At 55.9% G+C, this 18,989-nt stretch carries 17 protein-coding genes; 8 read left to right on the top strand and 9 right to left on the bottom strand.

The features are described from left to right. Positions 1–27 precede the first annotated feature (27 nt). Positions 28–1,029 (top strand): M20/M25/M40 family metallo-hydrolase, encoded by a 1,002-nt coding sequence (locus IPN69_23020; GenBank protein ID MBK8813581.1) that lies wholly within the window; start codon positions 28–30, stop codon positions 1,027–1,029. On the opposite strand, the gene IPN69_23015 is transcribed toward IPN69_23020, so the two are convergent. Both IPN69_23015 and IPN69_23010 read right to left on the bottom strand, forming a co-directional pair. After that, positions 1,015–1,842, bottom strand: coding sequence for a tetratricopeptide repeat protein (locus IPN69_23015; GenBank protein MBK8813580.1), 828 nt, complete (start codon positions 1,840–1,842; stop codon positions 1,015–1,017). The two genes, IPN69_23020 and IPN69_23015, sit on opposite strands and share 15 nt — an antisense overlap. 4 nt (positions 1,843–1,846) lie before the next feature. Further along, the gene (locus IPN69_23010; protein MBK8813579.1) at positions 1,847–3,949 is read right to left on the bottom strand and encodes a metallophosphoesterase; all 2,103 of its coding nucleotides are present in this window, start codon (positions 3,947–3,949) and stop codon (positions 1,847–1,849) included. 278 nt (positions 3,950–4,227) lie between these two features. On the opposite strand from IPN69_23010, the gene IPN69_23005 reads away from it, so the two are divergent. The 4 genes from IPN69_23005 to IPN69_22990 all read left to right on the top strand — a co-directional run bounded on the left by IPN69_23005 (position 4,228) and on the right by IPN69_22990 (position 7,674). Continuing rightward, complete coding sequence (locus tag IPN69_23005; GenBank protein ID MBK8813578.1) at positions 4,228–4,947, top strand: 4-hydroxy-tetrahydrodipicolinate reductase; 720 nt, start codon at positions 4,228–4,230, stop codon at positions 4,945–4,947. Between the two features lie 10 nt (positions 4,948–4,957). Beyond that, a complete protein-coding gene (locus IPN69_23000; GenBank protein ID MBK8813577.1) occupies positions 4,958–5,533 on the top strand; it encodes a Crp/Fnr family transcriptional regulator in 576 nt (191 codons plus the stop codon). 381 nt (positions 5,534–5,914) lie between these two features. Beyond that, a complete protein-coding gene (locus IPN69_22995) occupies positions 5,915–6,979 on the top strand; it encodes an alkane 1-monooxygenase (protein MBK8813576.1) in 1,065 nt (354 codons plus the stop codon). A 38-nt stretch (positions 6,980–7,017) separates the two neighbouring features. Beyond that, positions 7,018–7,674 (top strand): phosphoribosylanthranilate isomerase, encoded by a 657-nt coding sequence (locus tag IPN69_22990; GenBank protein MBK8813575.1) that lies wholly within the window; start codon positions 7,018–7,020, stop codon positions 7,672–7,674. A 22-nt stretch (positions 7,675–7,696) separates the two neighbouring features. Here IPN69_22990 and IPN69_22985 read toward each other — a convergent pair whose 3' ends face one another. Further along, positions 7,697–8,335 (bottom strand): M23 family metallopeptidase, encoded by a 639-nt coding sequence (locus tag IPN69_22985; GenBank protein ID MBK8813574.1) that lies wholly within the window; start codon positions 8,333–8,335, stop codon positions 7,697–7,699. Between the two features lie 81 nt (positions 8,336–8,416). Between IPN69_22985 and IPN69_22980 the strand changes: the two genes are divergently transcribed. From IPN69_22980 to IPN69_22970, 3 genes are all read left to right on the top strand, one after another. Next, the gene (locus tag IPN69_22980) at positions 8,417–9,310 is read left to right on the top strand and encodes a 4-hydroxy-tetrahydrodipicolinate synthase (GenBank protein ID MBK8813573.1); all 894 of its coding nucleotides are present in this window, start codon (positions 8,417–8,419) and stop codon (positions 9,308–9,310) included. A 275-nt stretch (positions 9,311–9,585) separates the two neighbouring features. Then, positions 9,586–10,032 (top strand): IS200/IS605 family transposase, encoded by a 447-nt coding sequence (gene tnpA / locus IPN69_22975; GenBank protein ID MBK8813572.1) that lies wholly within the window; start codon positions 9,586–9,588, stop codon positions 10,030–10,032. A gap of 544 nt (positions 10,033–10,576) precedes the next feature. Continuing rightward, positions 10,577–11,410, top strand: a complete 834-nt coding sequence (locus tag IPN69_22970; GenBank protein MBK8813571.1) for a 2,3,4,5-tetrahydropyridine-2,6-dicarboxylate N-succinyltransferase — start codon at positions 10,577–10,579, stop codon at positions 11,408–11,410. A 113-nt stretch (positions 11,411–11,523) separates the two neighbouring features. Here the strand turns inward: IPN69_22970 and IPN69_22965 are convergent, their stop codons facing one another. The 6 genes from IPN69_22965 to IPN69_22940 form a co-directional block, all read right to left on the bottom strand. Further along, positions 11,524–12,549 (bottom strand): VOC family protein, encoded by a 1,026-nt coding sequence (locus IPN69_22965; GenBank protein MBK8813570.1) that lies wholly within the window; start codon positions 12,547–12,549, stop codon positions 11,524–11,526. A 195-nt stretch (positions 12,550–12,744) separates the two neighbouring features. Beyond that, on the bottom strand, positions 12,745–13,614 hold the full coding sequence (locus IPN69_22960) for a DUF1838 family protein (GenBank protein ID MBK8813569.1): 870 nt from the start codon (positions 13,612–13,614) through the stop codon (positions 12,745–12,747). Between the two features lie 29 nt (positions 13,615–13,643). Continuing rightward, on the bottom strand, positions 13,644–14,555 hold the full coding sequence (locus tag IPN69_22955) for a succinate--CoA ligase subunit alpha (GenBank protein ID MBK8813568.1): 912 nt from the start codon (positions 14,553–14,555) through the stop codon (positions 13,644–13,646). Position 14,556: 1 nt separating this feature from the next. Beyond that, positions 14,557–16,083, bottom strand: coding sequence for an acetate--CoA ligase family protein (locus tag IPN69_22950; GenBank protein MBK8813567.1), 1,527 nt, complete (start codon positions 16,081–16,083; stop codon positions 14,557–14,559). A gap of 134 nt (positions 16,084–16,217) precedes the next feature. Beyond that, complete coding sequence (locus tag IPN69_22945) at positions 16,218–17,723, bottom strand: aldehyde dehydrogenase (protein MBK8813566.1); 1,506 nt, start codon at positions 17,721–17,723, stop codon at positions 16,218–16,220. After that, entirely contained in the window at positions 17,713–18,984 is a 1,272-nt protein-coding gene (locus IPN69_22940) for an MFS transporter (GenBank protein ID MBK8813565.1), read from the bottom strand. Before IPN69_22940 ends, IPN69_22945 begins: the two co-directional genes overlap by 11 nt. Between the last annotated feature and the right edge of the window lie 5 nt (positions 18,985–18,989).

Here is an 18,989-nt window from a genome sequence, read left to right as displayed (position 1 = left end):
ATCTCTCTGAAACCGAGAAGATCAAAAATGAACGTTTCTCAATTGACCATCGAACTGATGAAGATCCCGTCGGTGTCGGGTGATGAAAAGGCCCTCGCCGGATTCTTGAGCGATTATCTGACCGCGCTCGGCTGGACGGTCGAACTTCAGCCGGCAGCGGACGACCAGTTCAACGTCATCGCTTGCTTGAACGACTCGCCGCGTGTCTGGTTTTCGACGCACCTCGACACAGTTCCGCCGCACATTCCGCCGACCGAGGACGACGCGAAAATCTACGGACGCGGTTCGTGCGACGCGAAGGGAATCATCGCGGCGCAGATCACCGCCGCCGAGAGGCTGCGCGCTCAGGGAATTTCCGACATCGGTCTGCTTTATACGGTCGAAGAAGAACGCGCCTCGATCGGTGCGCGCGCTGCCAACGATCATCCGCTCGCCGCTAAGTGCGAGTATCTGATCAACGGCGAGCCGACCGACAACGATCTCGCCATCGGTTCAAAAGGGAGTATGCGGCTTGTTCTTCGCACGAAAGGTAAGGCGGCGCACTCGGCATACCCGGAGATCGGCGACTCGGCGATCGACAAGCTTCTCGACATCCTCGAAGACATTCGCCGGGTCACTCTTCCGACCGATGAGTTTTTTGGCGAATCGACCCTTAACATCGGCATCATTTCCGGCGGCGTCGGGTCGAACGTCGTCGCGCCGTCGGCGGAAGCGGCGCTTCACGTCCGGATGGTGACGCCGCTTGAACCGGTGATGGAGATCATCGAAAACGCCGTCGACGGCCGCGGCGAGATCGACGTTCAGTCTTGCAGCCTTCCGGTTCGAATGGTGAAGGTCGAAGGATTTCGGCAGAAGGTCGTCCGTTTCACGACCGACATTCCGTATCTGACAAAATGGGGGAAACCTTTGCTGCTAGGCCCGGGCTCGATCCTCGACGCGCACACGAAGGATGAGTTCGTGCTCAAGAAAGATCTCGACGAGGCCGTCAGGCTTTACGAAGACCTCGCCAAAAAGCTACTCGCGGCATGATTCGGTGGCTCTCAGACCGGCCTCGACGCGGGCGATCTCATTTCGCACACCGCGAACGTTCCGTTGAAACGTCGAACGGCTTTCGTATCCCCGACGGGCTTCAAGCAGTTCCGTCCGCGCTTCGCAATGTCGGCCGGCTTTGATCAGCGTTTCGCCCTTCAATAACAAAAACGGCTCTTTCCTCGCCATCCCTTTTGCGATTCTGTCTATTCTCTTTATCGCATTTTCGAATCGATTCAATTTGACTTCGAGATCGATCGCCGGGGTTTCCAATGTCACCAGGGATCCGAGTTTGGCGATCCCCTCGTCCAATCCGTCGAGAGCCTCGACGAAACTTCCGGAGCTTGCCAAAACCTCGGCGCGTTCGACGTAGATCTCTGCCGAATCGCTTGGTGAGACTTCGATCGCCTTTTTGAACCATCGTGCCGCGCCCGCCGCGTCGCCAAGCTTCGCGAGCGTTCGGCCGAGCGCGAGAACGCCCTCGAACATTTGGGGTTCGGCGCCGTTAAAGCGCTCAAGAAATTTCTTCGACCTTCTGAATTTGCCCATATCGAAGAGCAATTTCCCGCGTCTGAGATCGACGACCCCGAGTGTCGGATCGAGTCTTGCTGCGGTGTTCAGATCACGTTCCGAATTGCGCCACTCGCGATGAAGCCGATAGAGCTCGGCGCGTTTAAGATACAGCGCGGCGTCACGCGGAGACTTCTTGATCTCGGCGGTTACCGCGATGATCTGTTCGTGTATTCCGTCGTGCGCGCGCAAAGCGGTCACCGAAAGAGCCAAGATCGTAATCAGGAGCAGCGAAAGTTTCATCGGTCTAACGTTTCAGCGTCTTACCGGTCGCGATCCTCGAAAACGCGGAGTCGCCGCCGGCATTGAATGCGCGGACCCGATAACGATACGTCGTGTTTGCAGTCAAGCCCGAATTCGCGAATGTGGTGACGCCCGCTCCGACGGTCGCTACCTGCGAGAAACTCGTGCAGGTCACGCCCTTGCAGCGTTCGATCTTGAATCCATCTTCGTTGTTCGACGCGTCGGCCCAAGTGACGTTGATCTGTGATCCGGATGCGCCGAACGCCGTGAGTCCCGTGGGCGCGTCGGGTTGATTCGGGGTTCCGCCTTTGACGATCGTGAAATAATCGGCGATCGTACCGTTTTCACGCAGGAATTTCGCGTCGAGTCGATCGTTGTTTACGTCAATGATCATCGATCCGAGATTGTTTAGCGAGACGAACATCGCCGGGTGGTTGAGCGTTCCGCCCGAGATCTTTCCGGAACTTCCGGCAACCGCGTAGACCGCGCCTTCATTCGGCAGATTGCTGCTCAAAGCGGATTTCTTGTACGAACCGTCGAAGTTCTCGCGCCCGCCGCCGGGATTTCTTTTCATCGATTGAGAGAACGTTGAAGAATCGCCGTAGTGGCCGTCGATCAGATACGAACGCTCGTACGAATGACTGTGGCCCGCGAGAACGAGGTCGACGCCCCAACTTTCGAGGATCGGCAGAACGTTGGCACGCATCTCCATCAGTTCGATTTCGGTGTCGGAATTATGCGAACCTTTCGTGTACGGCGGATGGTGCCAAAAGGCAACCACCCAGGGCTGCGTGTTTTGCGAGAGATCGCTTTGAAGCCAGGTCATCATCGCGCTTCCGACGGAGCGGCTCGAAGTCATTGAATCAAGGCAAATGAAGTGAATATTGCCGTAGTTGAACGAGTAGTATTTTTCGGTTCCCGAAGCGATTCCGCCGGCCTCGGCCGCAGTCGGAAGCGTGAACATCTGGAAATAGGGCAATCCCGACGGGGGATTTGTATCCTGCGACGTATCGTGATTGCCGATCGTCGACCACAGCGGGGTTTGCCTGAGGATCGTGGGATACATATCAAAGACGGCGGACTGATATTCCGCGTCGGTGCCGTTGCTGTAGGCATTGTCGCCGAGCATCAGAATCAGATTCGTGTAATTTGAACCGTTGAAAGCAAGGTACGAGTTCCGGACGGCCTGCGCGTTTGCGTCGGCAGTGCCCGAGTCACCGAGAATCCAGAAACGATACGGATTTGTTTGGCCGGCGTTCGGCGACGTGAAGAAGAAATGCGTTGCGTCGTTGCCGGCCAGAACGGCAGATGTCGATCCGATCGAATAGAAGTACTTCGTATTTGCCGTCAAACCCGCAATTCGCACTTCGTGCTCGGTTGTGAGCGTCGCGTCGCTCGCAAATTGCGTCAGGTTTCCCGCAACCGTTCCGAACTGAACCCGGCTATCGGTTGCGACGTTCGTGCGCCAACGGACCGTCATCGCGCTGTTCGTCCCCATCTGCAAATACGGTCCGCGGGTAATGCTCGCGGCGGTTTGCCCGATCAGATCGAGATCGAAACTAATGTCGCTGCTGTTGAGCGTCGCTTGGTGGATCTCGACGGCGATCGTGTTTGTTCCTGCAGTGAGAGGTTTCGTGCCGAAATTGGCCTGCAGAAAAGCCGTCGTTTCCTCTGCGCCGCTGATTCCTAGCGGCGCCAGCGTCTGATAGGTCACGCTTCCGGCGGGCATATTCGTCCGGAAAACTTCAGTTCCGTTGAGATAGACGATTGCGCCATCGTCGCGCAGAATGTTGAGAGTCAAGCCGGTATAATCGGTCGGATCGGCGACGTTGAATGTTTTGCGAAAGTACGTTGTTACATACTTGTTGTTCGGGTCCGGTCCGTAGCCGACGGTTGTAACCTCGTCACCGTCGCCGTAGCCAAGCTGCGCGTTGCCGTTCGTCCAAAGCGAATCGTCAAACGCCGGCGCCGTCCACGACGACCCCTGATTTGTTCCGTTATCGAGATATTTCCAGTTCGAGCCGCGACCGATGAGAGTCGCTTGGCCGAGAACACCGGTGCTCAGGAGTAGCGCGAACGAGATCGCAAACAATGCGGGTTTTTTCATAATCGTGATCTTATTCAGAGAACCTGAAGGCGTGTAATCATAACGTTTTAAACACAATTTAACAAGTTATTTCCATTGCTTGACGCGGAAGTTCGCGTGATCCGCAGGTGTCTGCGGCCGCGGTTGAATTTGTTAATCCCAAGCTAAGCGTTATGATCGGAACATTCCGGAATAGTGCTTAGCTGATAATTGAAAGCTGATAGTGACGCATCGGACTAATCAGCTGTCTCGAAAGATCAATTGATTATTTCGCGCAACGATGTGACAAAATAGCAGATATGAAGATTGCGCTGATCGGATACGGGGCGATGGGCAAGCTCATCGCGACGCTGGCTAAAGAGAAAGGTCACGAGATCCTGGTTGTTGTCGACGATATCGATGCCAGGTTATCGTCAGTTCAGCTGGCTGACACGCTTCGCGGGGCGGAAGTTGCGATCGACTTCACCGTCGCCGGGGCGGTGCGACGCAACGTCGAGGCTTGTTTGATCGCCGGAATTCCTTTGGTCGAAGGGACGACCGGGTGGAACGGGGAACGGGAAACGATCCGTGATTTGGTCGAATCGAAAAACGGAGCGTTGGTTTACGGTTCCAACTTCAGCATCGGCGTCAATCTCTTCTTTCGGATAACCGGTTTTGCGGCCGAATTGGTTTCGAAGTTCGATGAGTACGAGGTGTTCATCGAAGAGCGCCATCATTCGCGGAAAAAGGACGCGCCGAGCGGCACCGCGCTTAAGTTGAAAGAGATCGTTGCGAAACAGTTCGGAGACGAATTCTCGATCGCCGCGACTCGCGCCGGCGATATTCCTGGAACGCACACCGTCGGTTTCGATTCCGCGCCCGACACGATCGAATTGACGCACACGGCTCGCTCGCGGGAGGGCTTTGCCCGCGGCGCGATCCTCGCCGCCGAATGGATCGCCGGACGACAAGGCTTTTACGAGTTTTCCGATGTTATGGATGAAGTGCTCATAATGCCGCCGCGACCGGCGGGTATTTGAAACCGCACGAATGAATTTCGTCGATTACATCAAGACCTTTTTCCCCCTTTCCGACGCCGTCGCGGAAGAGTTATTGGGAAAGAGCCGCAAGCACAGTTTCCAGAGGCATCATCTGCTTCACCGCGAGGGCGAAGTTTGTGACCGGCTTTGGTTTGTCGAACGCGGCCTGGTCCGATGGTTCTATCACGACGAAGAAGGCCGCGACATAACCGATTCGTTCGCCGCGGAACACTCGTTCGTGACGGCGTTCGACAGTTTTTTTCAACGCAAGCCGAGCCGTTACTTCATTGAGGTACTGGAGGATTCCGAAATTTACTCGATGCGCTATTCGGACCTCGATGAATCGTTTAAGAAGTTCCCCGAGATCGAACGCGTCAGCCGTCTGGTTTTGCTCGTGATCCTCGAACAGCAGTTGGAAAAGAACACCGCACTTCAATTTCGTACCGCGGAACAACGCTATCGTTTTATCATCGAGAAGCATCCCGATCTGCTGCAGCGGGTTTCTCTCGGAAACATCGCTTCATACCTTGGAATCACACAGGAAACCCTGAGCCGCATCCGTTCGAAGAAACCAAAGCCGAATTAAGCAATAGAGCCAAATTCAGAGAATTCCCGGTCTCGACGATTGCGCACTGTCAACTGTCAAATATCCGCTATCAATTTGGGATTTGCGATTTTCCACTACTCCGAATGCACAGATTTCCGAACAGCTTGCGGCTGATAACCGTGCCGTAAGCCGATCCGGAAGCGCGGTTAAGCAGGTTGTTCAAAGCCCGCATATTTCAATCTGAAATCTCAAAGTGATTTTTTGACCGAGATCAAACGGGAATTTGACTAATATCAAAAGCCGCCGTGCAATTTTGGACTATCTTTGGCCTGACAAATTTGCAGGTTGAGGAGTTTGATTCAAGTGAAGTATCTGCTGAACGCGCTTTCGATTGGTGATTGGAGCTTTCCCGTGACGGGCATCGGATTTAAGAAGCTGAAGTATTTTGCCGTCATTATTTTTCCGGCGGCGACGCTCCTTGCGTTTTTATCGTCGGGGTTCCTGACGTTTTTGCCCGCTGTTCTCTTTTTCGGCTTTGTCCCGATCTTCGAACTGTTCCTGTCGCCGGATAAACGCAACTCAACGGCCGACGAAAAGCGCCGACTCGAATCGGACCGGTTTTTCGATTGGTTTCTCAATGCTCTGGTCGCCGTTCAGATCGGATTGTTGGCCGTGTTCCTCGTGACCATTTCGAATCCGACAACGGTTTGGGGTATTGATCTGATCGGACGGACGGTCTCGATGGGAATGATGTGCGCATTGCTCGGAATCAATCTCGGCCACGAGTTGGGACACCGGACGGATCGATTTCAGCGGTTTCTCGGTGAAGTCACCTTGCTGACGTCGCTCGAAAATCAGTTTCTCCCATATCACAATCTCGGCCATCACCGGAACGCGGCGACACCCGGCGACCCGGCGACCGGACGGCGTGGCGAGACGGTTTACGCGTTCTGGTTTCGTTCGCAATTCGGCAGTTATTGGCAGGCCTGGCAGATCGAATTCAATAAACAGATCAAACGCGGAAGGTGGCGATTTTCGATTCACAATCGGATGGTCTGCTACACGGCCGCGCAGATCACGCTGCTCTCCGGCATTTGGTTCGTTTTCGGCGGAACTGCATTGATTGCGTTCGTGGCCGCGGCCGTGATCGGAAAGTTGCTGCTTGAAACGGTTAACTACATCGAGCATTACGGACTGTTGAGAGAGCGTATGCCGAACGGCCGCTACGAAAGGGTCGGGCCGCAGCACTCCTGGAATTCGGATCACATCCTCGGCCGCGCGATCCTGCTCGAATTGTCACGCCACTCCGACCACCATTTTCGTGCGAGCCGCCGTTATCAGGTTCTTGACTCGCTCGCCGAGAGTCCGCAGATGCCGACCGGTTACCCGGGAATGATGATCTTCGCGTTGTTCCCGCCGCTCTGGTTTCGGTATATGGACCGAAGGATTGACACGATGAAAGCGAAGATCGAGAATCTCAAATAGACCCGTTCGACCATCTTCATCGGGCGGGTCGCGACCCGATGAAGCCCAAGATCAAGATCTGCTGCATTTCAAGTTCCGCCGAAGCGTCGTTGGCGATCGCCGCCGGCGCTTCCGCGTTGGGTTTGGTCGGTCCGATGCCATCCGGCCCCGGCGTCATTACCGATGAGGAGATTTTCGCGATCGCACGTGACGTGCCGCCGCCGATCGCGACGTTTCTGCTGACCAGCGAAACACGCGCCGCGGATATCGTCGCGCATCACCGGCGAGTGCAGACGAACACGATTCAGATCGTCGACGCGCTCGAAAACCGCGCGTATCAAGAGATCCGCGCGGCGCTACCGGGTATTAAATTGGTTCAAGTCATTCACGTTATCGACGAACGCTCCGTCGATGAAGCCTGCGAGATCGCGCCGTTGGTCGATTCGATTCTGCTCGATTCGGGAAATCCCAATCTCTCTGTCAAGGAACTCGGCGGGACCGGGCGCGTGCACGACTGGAAACTGAGCCGGCGGATCGTCGAGATATGCGGTAAGCCCGTTTTTCTGGCCGGCGGGATCGGCGCTTCGAACGTGCGCGAGGCATTTGAGCGCGTCGGACCTTTCGGATTCGACCTCTGTTCGAGCGTCCGAACCGACGGAAGGCTCGACCCGCGGAAGTTGGACGAGTTTTTCACGAGTTTGGAGTTCCGTCCTTAGGCGGCTGATGCGTTGTAAGGCGTCAACTTCGATCTCGCGAGCGGGCCGCCTGAAGGCGGAACTCCGAACGGTCGATAAAATCTGACGGATCGATCCAGCCCTTGTTTTCTTTTGAATACCCGCCGCCGGGCTCGTTCCACATCGGACAATCGTCGGTCCGAATTTCAAAGTGAAGATGGCATAGATAGCGGCCGTCGGCGTTTCCGACTTCGCCGATCTTTTCACGGATTTCGACGTCGCCCGACGTTTTCAGAATTTTCTGCAAATGCCCGTATAACGATTGGACGCGCTTCCCATCCGTCAGCGTATGTTCAACAATGACAACATTTCCCCAGCCCGGTCCGGCGTTTTCCGCGAAAACGATCCGGCCGTTCGCGACCGCGAAAACAGGCTCGCCGCAGTCGGTGTCTCCGCCTGAGTTCTTGTTCCAATCTTCGCCGAGATGGTCATTGATGCCGAAATCCTGAGCGTTGTACCATTCGTCATTTGAGTCTTTTGCCTGCGTCAGCGTCCCCGATTTCCCGAGCGGATAGGCGAATTTTTCAGCGATAACCGTTTTGGGGTCGGCCTTTATCAAGTTGCCGGATTGCGAATTGGAATTCGCACAGGATCCAACCCCTAAGACGAGTGCTGAACAGCAAAGAAAACTTATGAATCTCATAATCAACCGCAATGCGTTTTTGTAAGTTTCTCGCCGATAAGCATATACTTTCTTGTAGTTTATGAGAAGGAATCCAAGGTTATGACGATCAAGCTTGAATGGCTGCGCGGATGCGGTACCGCGCTCGTAACTCCGTTTAGAGAAGACGGTTCGATCGATGACGATTGTTTCCGGTCGCTTGTCGCGCGACAGATCAAGAACGGCGTCAGACTCCTCATCCCTTGCGGCACCACCGGCGAGGCGGTGACGATGGATGAGCGCGAACGCCTCCACGTCATCAAGATGACGGTCGAGGTCGCCCACAAACTGAAGGCCTACGTCATCGCCGGGACGGGAAGCAACAGCACCTCGGTGACGATCGATTTCACGCGAAAGGTCCGCGAACTCGGCGTCGACGGAGCGCTCGTCGTCGCGCCTTACTATAATAAGCCGACGCAGGAAGGGATGCTCGCGCATTTCGGCGAGATCGCAAAATCGGTCAAGGATCTGCCGATTATGCTCTACAACGTTCCGTCGCGAACGGCGTCGAATATCTCGGCTGAAACGACGTTGAAACTCGCTGAACGATTCGGGAATATTGTCGCCACAAAAGAAGCATCCGGAAATTTCTCGCAGATAATGCAGATTTGCGCGAATCGGCCGAAGAATTTCAAGGTCTTCTCGGGCGATGACGCGACGACATTGCCGCTCATCTCGATCGGTGCCGACGGACTTGTTTCGGTTTGTTCGAACGAGTTGCCGAAAGAGACGTCCGCGATGGTCGAGAAATCGCTCGACGGCGCGTGGACCGCCGCCCGCAAGTTGCATTACAAAATGCTGCCGTTGATGGAAGCAAACTTCATCGAAGCCTCGCCCGCGCCGTGTAAGTTCGTGATGAGGGAGATGGGATTGCTGGAAGAGAATCTTCGGCTTCCGCTCGTTCCGGTGACGGAGGCGACAAGGAAGAAATTGCGGGAGATTCTGAAGGCCGTTTAGTGCCTGGCAAGTCAATCGCGCCCGTTGCTCACGCAACGATAGTGTGGAGACCGAAGCTCGCGTAGCGAGGTCAATTTTTGTATGACAGTATCCTCAGCGCGCTACGCGAGCTGGGGTTTTGGGGATCGATCACACGCCGTCGGTCGCAACCCAATCCGGCCAAATTTGACTTCCGTCGTTTTTTCCGTATCTTAGCAAAAACAACCTCAAGCGTCCGCGCGCGCGGACTCGACGTCAATCCAATCACCTCAGCCCTATAGCTGAAAAGGAGCAATATGCCGCACACATACACGAACCTTCTCTATCACATTGTTTTTTCAACCAAAGACCGACTCCCCTTCATCACGCCGACAATTAGGCCGAGATTATACGAATATATGGGCGGAGCGATTCGCGGAACCGGAGGCATATGTCTCGAGATCGGCGGAATTGAAGATCATGTTCACTTGCTGGTTAAACTCAAACCAACATTGCCTGTATCCGAGTTCCTTCGGGAGCTTAAGCCGAATGTTACGAACTGGGCACGGCGGGAACTTAATGCCAAATTCGAGTGGCAAAACGGATACGGGGCCTTCTCGGTTGGCGAATCACAAGTCGCTTCCGTTCGAGGCTATATTCAAAATCAGGTTGAGCACCACAAAAGGGTGAGTTTCGAGGAAGAATTCAAGACTCTTCTGATTGCGGCCGGAATGGAGTTCGACGAACGATATCTATGGACGTGAAACGTGAAACGTGAAACCTGAAACGCGCCCCAGCTCGCGTAGCGAGCGACATCGTGTTTCCCGAACCATCTCGCGTAGCGCATCACGAGCGACCGGGATTCAGATGTCCCAGTCGCTTAGCGAGCATCACGTTCGGCCGGGAATCAAAATGCCCCAGCTCGCGTAGCGAGCGCCAGCGTGTAGCCCGCAGCGCGAGCTGCGGGACAACGGCGAAAAGAAAGCGAGCTATCGTAGATAGCGTCAGAAGTCGAGCTTTTGACAGACGTCGACAGCGTATCTACGATGTATCTGGCCACGAATTCTGCCGCTATCTACGATAGCTTGCTTCCTTTTCGCCGTTGTCCCGCAGCTCGCGCTGCGGGCTACACGCTGATGCTCGCTACGCGAGCTTTATGGCCCCGCAGCTTGCGCTGCGGACCGCATGGCGCTCGTGAGGCGAACTGGGGTATGGGTTATGGCCGCACGCTGGCGCTTGCGACGCGAACTGGGGGTTATGGCCGCACGCGTCTGATGCTTGCACTACGCGAGCCAAAGAAAGAGAATTATGGAAAATCTTCAAAATCGAATCGAACAACTGCTCTCAAAATCCGAATTCGACGCGGCCGACCGCGGTGTTTTCGAGGAATTCAAAGCAGCGCTTCGGACCGGTGCGATCCGAGCCGCGGAGAAAACTGCGGACGGAAACTGGATCACCAACGCATGGGTCAAACGCGGAATCTTGCTCGGCTTCAAGATGGGCAAAATGGTCGAAATGTCCAAAGAATCCGAGTCGTTCAGGTTCTTCGACAAGGAAACCTATCCGCTGCGGCCGATGACCCTCGACGACCAGGTCAGGATCGTTCCGGGCGGATCGACGATCCGCGACGGCTCCTACGTTGCGCCCGGAGTCGTGCTGATGCCGCCGTGTTACGTCAATGTCGGAGCCTACGTCGATGAGGGAACGATGATCGATTCGCACGCGCTTGTCGGAAGCTGCGCGCAGGTTGGAAAACGCGTCCATATTTCGGCCGCGGCGCAAATCGGCGGCGTGCTCGAACCGGTCAATGCGAATCCGGTGATCATCGAAGACGATTGCTTGATCGGCGGCAACACCGGCGTGTATGAAGGAGTGATAGTGCGCGAAAAGGTCGTCCTCGCAAGCGGCGTCATCCTCACGCGATCAACGCCGGTCTTCGATCTAGTGAATCGAACGATCATCAAATCAACGCCCGAGAAGTCACTTGAAATTCCGGCAAGCGCGGTCGTCGTCCAGGGATCACGGCAGATCACAAGCGGTTTCGGAAAGGACCAAGGTTTGTCGCTGTACGCGCCGATTATCGTCAAATACCGTGACGAAAAGACCGACGCCTCGACCCGGCTGGAAGACTATTTGAGGTGATCTCGCCGATTCCAAGATTCCAGATGGCGGACGTTGCCAGTTTGGTTAGGAAAGATTCGATGATTCCAATTGTGCGGCCACTGGAATCATCGAATCTTGGATTCAATGGAAATCTACTCTCCGACTATCGTCCAGAAATAGCCGTCCGGCGCCGTAAATGAAAAGCTCTTTTCGCCAAATTCGTTTACGGTGATCGCGGTAACATTCGTCGCTTTTGACTTCGCGATCCTGTCTCTGAATGTCGAGAGTCCCTTGACTCGATACGTATAAAGTGAATAGCCGAGACATCCGGGCCGCGATGCCGCGAACTTGTCCTCAAGCTTTGAATCCGGCGAAAACCAGATTATCTTCAAACGCCCCGAACGCGATTCGACCGGATTGGTCGAACTGCGGGGATCGTCAAAATCCGTCGCGCCGTATTTCTGTTGTTTTTCGAGGCTGAAAACCGCACGCGACGATGGATTATCGTAATTTGATTCAAAATCCTTGGCGTCCCGTACGCGGAGAAGGCCGAGAACTTTGTCGTAAAAATCGAGGTTCTCGCGGTTCGCGTAAACGACCATCCCGAAATGTGTGATCTGCGAGGACTTGAAGAACGACTGTTCATTGATCTTCCCGTAGTTCGGCAATGAATACCCGAAACGCTGAAACATTATCTGGCGCGTCAGCGGCCGGATCAGACACATCTCGCGGACCGTCGCATAATTTTCGAGAAACGGCACGGGACGCTTCTCGAGTTTGTAGATCTCGGCACGCTGCGGTTCGACCATAAAGATCGGAAGGTTTTGGGCGATCGCCTCTTCGGCGTGATTCTGCAGATTGTATATGTCGCCGGTCATCATCGCTCCCCAACGGTTGCCGAGGACGTTCATCCGCGACATCTGAAGCCCATCGTTGACCGGTTTGTCCCAAACCATGATTCGGATCAGACCGTGATCGCTGTCTTGATGGAGAAGACGGACCGACCTGAGTTTTGACCGCACGCCGTAGAGTCTGAACGCGGTCTCGGCATCGATCTCGCCGGTCGGGCCGACCCGATAGCCGAAACGCTCGAAATAGGCGATCAACGGCTTTTCATCGGTTGTGCCGATTCCGGCTTCATAAACGCCGCCGATCGAAGTTTGCTGTGCCATAGCGATAATCGGAAAAAAGATAAGAATGAAGATGATGTAACGCATACTTACTTATAGTGCAGAGTGCAGAACGCTTAGTGCAGAGTGCATAGTGCAGAGTGCAGAGTGCAGAGTGCAGAGTGCAGAACGCTTAGTGCAAAAGTGACCGCAGATGAACGCGTCTTACACTATGCACTATGCACTATGCACTCTGCACTGCCCTCACTGTTTCTTCGCCCGTTCCGCCATCACGCGATTGTAGAATGTCCACGACGTTTCGTTCGGCTTGGCCGGATCGACCGTTGCCGGGGCGGTCATATAACTCGGGTATTTCTCCTTGACGAGCTTCTTGATTCTCTCAGGAAGAAGGTCGAACGTCTCCATCCGGTAGCTCCGCGCGTGAACGATGATGACTCCTTCGTTCTTCGGCATCTTCATCCACGGTAGCCACGGTCCGACGCGTGTCCAACTGATCATCACGTTTTTCGGCGGCGTCGTTTTGTAGAGCTCGTCCTTTTCGACGTAAAAGTCGAACATCTCGCTCGCGGTGTAGTTCTTGTCGAATCCCGGCAGCGGATAGAACGGGAAAACGTCCGACGTCCAGACATAATGATCGTTGATCTCCTGCGGCGCCGCGCCTTCCCCGCGTTCGGTCTTGCCGTCCATCGAAACACTGATGTACTTGCCGTCACGGACACGGAACCGGCCATTCACCGGATCGTTTTGAATGTGGAAGACCTCGCATTTCTCCTTCGTCCAGGGGTTGGTCCATTCGTCGATGATCTCATCGGTCTTCGGATCGGTGTAAAAAACGATTTCGCGCGTCGAAAGGAAGAATCCGTCCTTTTCAGCTGTATCGACGCGGCGGCGAATGTTGAATCCGTCGACGCCGAAGAGCTTTTGCGGGCGTTCACCCGGAATAAACGAGTATGCCGAGCCTTTGATGTAGAAGACCATATCCTTGCCGTCCGGCCGTGCATAATTGGCCTCGACACCAAGTTGCTGAACGGTCCGCTTGGGATTCTTTTTCTGCGCGAACGAAGCGGTCGCAAAGAGCGCGATCAGCGCGAATAAAAATGCGATTTTTCTCATCGTTGTCCTCTCCTTTTTTTTCGAACAAATTACTGAAAACTCGAAGCTTGTTGTCTCAATTGCTGCACGGTTTCGGCGATGTCGCCGAACTGCTCGACGAGCGTCGCGCCCGCCATTTGAAGTCTTTCGACCTTTCCCGCCCAGGTTCCGCGACCGCCTTCGATGATCGCGCCGGCGTGCGAATAGCGCGTCCCCGACTGCGCCGCTCGCCCGCCGACATACGCGACCAGCGGTTTTGTTATCTTTCCGGATTCGAGCAGATCTGCGACCTGCTCCTCTTGCGAGCCGCCGATCTCGCCGATCATTACGATCATCTCAGTTTCCGGGTCGTCCTCGAAGAGCAGCGCGATCTCGGGAAACGTCAGCCCGATGACGGCGTCGCCACCGACGTGGCAGATCGTCGAGATCCCGATCCCTGTCTGACAGATGTAATAGCCGGTCGAAGCCGAAAGTCCGCCGCTTCGCGACATTATTCCCACCGGTCCTTTATGAAACCACTCACGCGCGGTTTCGGCGCGTCCGCCCATCATTCCGAGGACGGCCTTTTCGGGCGACATCACGCCGACCGTGTTCGGCCCGACGAATTTCGCGCCGCAACCGTCGGCTACTTCGCAGATCTCGAGAACATCGTAGAGCGGAACGCGGTCGGCGATCAGCGCGATGAGCGGCACACCGGCTTCGATCGCCTCGACCGCCGCTGATTTGACGCGTGGCGCGGGAACGAATATCACCGAAACGTCGATCGGGCCAAGTTTCGCGGCCGCCTCGGCGACCGAATCGAAGACCGGGAGTCCGTGAACTTCCTGACCGCCGCGGCCCGGCGTACATCCGCCGACGATCCGGGTTCCGTAATCGAGCATCAGTTTTGCGCGCGCCGAACCTTCGCGGCCGGTTATGCCCTGCACGATCACCTTTTTGCTTTCATCGATCAAGATTGACATATCACGATTTCGGACTTAACCCGTCGATGGGAAAGTCGATCTTTACCGCGTTCAGGCCGAGATCGAGGCTCGCGAATTCGCACGCCAGGCACTCGGAACATTTGCCGCGCTCCGCGTCCTCGCGTTCGATCGCCAGGACCGGCAAGCCGTTCTCGAGTGCAAGGATGCGTTGCGGACAGGATTCGACGATCGCCTCCGAGGCTTTCGCGTCGAGCTTCGAATAATCGAATGCGATTCTGCCCGTCTTGGTCTTGAACTCGTAGGTCGGGGTGAAATCACCCTTCGCGGCGGTCGGTGCTGATTTCTCTTTCGTCCGCTTTGATTCCGCGATCCCGATCAGATGATGCAATCGCGCGGCACAGAAATCGGCCGTGTCCTGTTTGCGATACGCTTCGATCGTTGCGGGAAGTTGTCCGGCGAAACGTTCGACAATTTCCTTCGCGATGTCCTCGCCGTTGCCGCCGAGGCGCAAGACCGCGGGAACCGTCGGCCGGACCTCGAGAAACGCCTTGACAACGGCGCGCGCAAGACCGAATTGCTCCTGACTAGCGACGCCGGAACCGGAAAGAAAATAGCCCTTGATCCCAGGAATCGAGAGAATGATCCGCGCCGCCCGATAGACTTTCGAGGCCGGCGGATTTCCGCTGGTGTCAACGTAGCACGCCGGAGCGAGTCCGTTGCGCTGCGCCGCGTCGAGCGAGGCCATCGAACCTCCGCCGCCGGCGCCGTGAAATCCGATTTTGGATTTTAGATGTTGGATTTTGGATTGTTCGATCTCGACGAAATAGAATGTGCCGCGGAAATCGTCCTTTTCGATGTTCCAGGCGATGCGTTCGAGCTTCGTCGGCGTATGGCCGAGTTCGCGCGCCATTTCGATCCCGAGATCCTCGTGGCGGAAGACGGCGTAATCGTCGACGGAAATGCGCGCGTCGAGCGCGACGGACCTTCCGTCTTCGAGGATCGCGAGCGGATTGATCTCGGCCGTGCGAGCCTCGCACGATTTCGCCGCACGATAAAGCCTCAAGAGGATGTCGGCCATCTGGTTGCGGTGTTCGCCCGCGGCTTCCTCTATGAATTGGCGAATCTCGCGGATCGTCGGTTCGGCGCGGATCGAACAGATCAGTTTCTGCATTGAATCGGCACGGTCTTCGATGCCGCTGCCGCCTGAAGCCGAAAACAAAAGCGTCGGGCGTTTAAGAACGGAGTCGATGATGAAACCAAGATAAAACTCGCGCTCGATAGTTGCCTTTTCGTCGATCAAAACGGACTGGCAGACGTTCCCGGCGATCTTCGTTCCGAGCAATTCGGCAGCAATTGATTCGGCCGCCGCGGCCGACTCAGCAAACCTGATCCCGCCGGCGGCGGCGCGTGACGTCGAGTGGATCTGCGCTTTGACGACAACCTCGCCGCCCACACTCCCGGCGATCTCACGAGCTTCGTGCGGCGAAAACGCGACCGCGCCGCGCGGAATCTCAATTCCTTGCGCGGCGAGGATCTTCTTCGCCTGAAACTCGTGAAGCTGAGCCATTTGTACTAACTTTATAACAAATGTTCGTAAATTCCAATCCTCGTTTGGAGTTCAGTTTTTGGAGGGCAAGAATACGAGATAACGTTTATCCCGGGCCGCGTGAAGGCGGAACTCCAAGCTAAAGGAACTCCAAGCTAAAGGCGGAACTCTGAACCAAATCGCGGAAAGACCGGCCTTTTCGTTGCGACGCAGACAGTTTTGATGTTCGAGTAGAATTCCGCTCCGTATTCACCGCCGTCGCGCCCAAACCCGGACTGCTTGATCCCGCCGAAAGGTGCACGGATATCGCGGAAAAGCGGCGTGTTGACCCAAACTGTCCCGGTGCGCATCGCGGTCGAAACGCGCGCGGCACGTTCGAGATTCTCGGTCCAGACGTAGCCCGCAAGTCCGAATACGGAGTCATTGGCGATGGCGACGGCCTCCTCTTCCGTCTTGAAGCGTTTGAAAACTGCGACCGGCCCGAAAATCTCTTCACGCGAGACGCAGGTCGCTGAGATACCTTCGCCGAAAACGGTCGGACGCAGATAGAATCCGCGGTCAAAGCCGGCCGGCCGCACACCGCCGGCTAGAATCGCCGCGCCTTCCGAGCAGCCCTGTTCGACAAATCTCATCACCTTGCGATAATGAGCCGCCGAGACCAACGGTCCGACTTCGGTTTTCGGATCGAGCGGATCACCGACGCGTATCCGTTCGGCGCGCGAGACGAATTCGGCGACAAACTCGTCGTATATCGAATCCTCGACGAGAATCCTCGATCCCGCAAGGCTTTGCTGGCCGTTGTTGGAGAAGATCCCGAGCAAGGTGCCGTCGATCGTTCGATCCCAGTCGCAGTCCGCGAAGACGATGCTTGCCGATTTGCCGCCGAGTTCGAACGACAGTTTCTTGACCGTGCTGGCCGCAAGTTTCATAACGATCTTGCCGGTTTCGGTTCCGCCCGTGAGCGCGACCGCGTCAACACGCGGATGTTGCACCAACGTTTCACCGGTCGGCTGCGGAAGCCCTTGAACGACGTTCCAAACACCCGCCGGCAGGTCGGTCCCGAGGACGAGTTCGGCGAGCCGCGACGCGGTCAACGGTGCCGATTCCGATGGTTTGAGGATGATCGAATTGCCGTATGAAAGCGCCGCCGCGATGCGCATCGTGGAAAGCGCGAGCGGCGCGTTCCACGGCGAAAGAATTCCGATCACACCGACTGGTTCGTGGGTGATCAGATTGAGATGCGTGTCTTCGGAAGCGATCAGCCGGTTCGTGTCGTGAGAGGTGAACTCGGCGAAATAGCGGAAGTTGTCGATCGCGCGAAAGATGTGACGTCCACCGGTCTGCGAGATCGGCACGCCGGTGTCGAGCGTTTCGAGATGCGCAAGTTCGTCGGCGTTGCGCTCGATCACGTCCGCGACCTGCAACAGGACCCTTTTTCGGGTTGCTTTCGGCGCGCGCGACCAGAGGCCCGATTCGAATGAACGGCTTGCCGCTTCGACCGCCGCGTCCACGTCGTCAGCGCTCGCGCACGCGACTCGGGCGATCACTTCTTCGGTCGCCGGATCGATCGTCTCGAAAGTTCTACCGTCGGACGATTCGACGGTTTTGCCGTCGATGATCAACGGTACGGTTTTCGCAAGAAATGCATTATCAGTTCTCATAGCTCTTTTCTGCGTCCAGATCGACGATCCTTGGAATCATCGCCATCACGATCATCGCCGAAACGATATGCATAAACGCCGCGATCCAGAAGACCGGCGCATAGGAATAGTTGCCGACCAACCACCCGACGAGCGGCTGAAACAGCATCCCGCCAAAGCTTCCTGCCGCACCCGAAAGTCCCCAAACGAAAGCGACGTCCTTCGATCTGAAAAGATCGGCCGGAACCGTGAACAGCGATGAAGATTTGATCTGGATCGCGAACATCCCGACGGCTATCAGAAACAGCGCGCGCATCGGTGACTCGGCCGAACTCGCGAGCAGGATAACGGGCACGATCAGCGCGCCGATCCACATCACCGTCTTTCGCGAGAAATTCACGGACCGGCCGCGGCTGATCAGGAATCCGCAAAGCCAACCGCCGAAGATCGCGCCGACATCGGCGGCCAAAAATGGAATCCAAGCGAAATAGCCGATCTGCGAGATGTTGAATCCGCGCACGTCGGTCAGGTATTTCGGTAGCCAGAAGACGAAAAAGTAGAACGCGCCGTCACACACGAAGCGGCCGAACATCAAGCCCCAAACCTCTTTGTAGCGAAGGAAATAGTGCCACGGTCGCCGTTCTTCGTCGGCTTCGGAAACATCGCGGTCGGCCTCGATCAATTCCAGTTCTTCGTCGGTTATCCGCGGATGTTCGGACGGCTTCGCGTAAACCAACTGCCACGCGACGAACCAAACGAACCCGATTGCGCCGGTGACGATGAACGCGACTTTCCAATTATAGGCGGCGACGAGAAAGGCAACGATCGGCGGCGCAAGGATCGCGCCAAGACCGGTTCCGGCGTTGATGATCCCGACGGCCGTCGCGCGTTCCTTTTTGGGAAACCATTCGGCAATCGCTTTGAGGCCGGCCGGATAGTTTCCGGCTTCGCCGACGCCGAGCAGAAATCGAAAGGCCGAAAAACTCATCACGCCTTGCCCGAAGGCGTGGAGCATATTCGCGATCGACCACCAGATGATCGAAAGTGAAAATCCGCGTTTTGTGCCGATAACGTCGATCAGTCTTCCTGAAAAGATCTGCATCAGCGAGTACGCGAACAAGAACCAGAACGGCAGCCACGAATAATCCTGACTCGAAAGGTTGAATTCCTTCGAGATCACCGGCGCGACCACGGCGATCGCCTGTCGATCGATGTAGTTGATCGTCGTCGCGAGCGCGATCAGTCCGATGATAAGCCAGCGCAGGTTGGGGATCTTGATCATATTTC

Source organism: Acidobacteriota bacterium (genome assembly GCA_016715115.1).
Classification (GTDB): Bacteria; Acidobacteriota; Blastocatellia; order Pyrinomonadales; family Pyrinomonadaceae; genus JAFDVJ01.
The sequence above is the reverse complement of the archived record's forward strand: the minus strand, read 5'-3'. Positions and strand labels throughout refer to the sequence as shown.

Excerpts from the sequence above, each read along its gene's own strand:
- IPN69_23000 (MBK8813577.1), top strand. The coding sequence starts at position 4,958 with ATGAATTTCGTCGATTACATCAAGACCTTTTTCCCCCTTTCCGACGCC.
- IPN69_23020 (MBK8813581.1), top strand. The coding sequence starts at position 28 with ATGAACGTTTCTCAATTGACCATCGAACTGATGAAGATCCCGTCGGTG.
- tnpA (MBK8813572.1), top strand. The coding sequence starts at position 9,586 with ATGCCGCACACATACACGAACCTTCTCTATCACATTGTTTTTTCAACC.
- IPN69_22955 (MBK8813568.1), bottom strand. The coding sequence starts at position 14,555 with ATGTCAATCTTGATCGATGAAAGCAAAAAGGTGATCGTGCAGGGCATA.
- IPN69_23010 (MBK8813579.1), bottom strand. The coding sequence starts at position 3,949 with ATGAAAAAACCCGCATTGTTTGCGATCTCGTTCGCGCTACTCCTGAGC.
- IPN69_22985 (MBK8813574.1), bottom strand. The coding sequence starts at position 8,335 with ATGAGATTCATAAGTTTTCTTTGCTGTTCAGCACTCGTCTTAGGGGTT.
- IPN69_22960 (MBK8813569.1), bottom strand. The coding sequence starts at position 13,614 with ATGAGAAAAATCGCATTTTTATTCGCGCTGATCGCGCTCTTTGCGACC.
- IPN69_23015 (MBK8813580.1), bottom strand. The coding sequence starts at position 1,842 with ATGAAACTTTCGCTGCTCCTGATTACGATCTTGGCTCTTTCGGTGACC.
- IPN69_22940 (MBK8813565.1), bottom strand. The coding sequence starts at position 18,984 with ATGATCAAGATCCCCAACCTGCGCTGGCTTATCATCGGACTGATCGCG.
- IPN69_22950 (MBK8813567.1), bottom strand. The coding sequence starts at position 16,083 with ATGGCTCAGCTTCACGAGTTTCAGGCGAAGAAGATCCTCGCCGCGCAA.
- IPN69_22990 (MBK8813575.1), top strand. The coding sequence starts at position 7,018 with ATGAAGCCCAAGATCAAGATCTGCTGCATTTCAAGTTCCGCCGAAGCG.
- IPN69_22945 (MBK8813566.1), bottom strand. The coding sequence starts at position 17,723 with ATGAGAACTGATAATGCATTTCTTGCGAAAACCGTACCGTTGATCATC.
- IPN69_22980 (MBK8813573.1), top strand. The coding sequence starts at position 8,417 with ATGACGATCAAGCTTGAATGGCTGCGCGGATGCGGTACCGCGCTCGTA.
- IPN69_22970 (MBK8813571.1), top strand. The coding sequence starts at position 10,577 with ATGGAAAATCTTCAAAATCGAATCGAACAACTGCTCTCAAAATCCGAA.
- IPN69_23005 (MBK8813578.1), top strand. The coding sequence starts at position 4,228 with ATGAAGATTGCGCTGATCGGATACGGGGCGATGGGCAAGCTCATCGCG.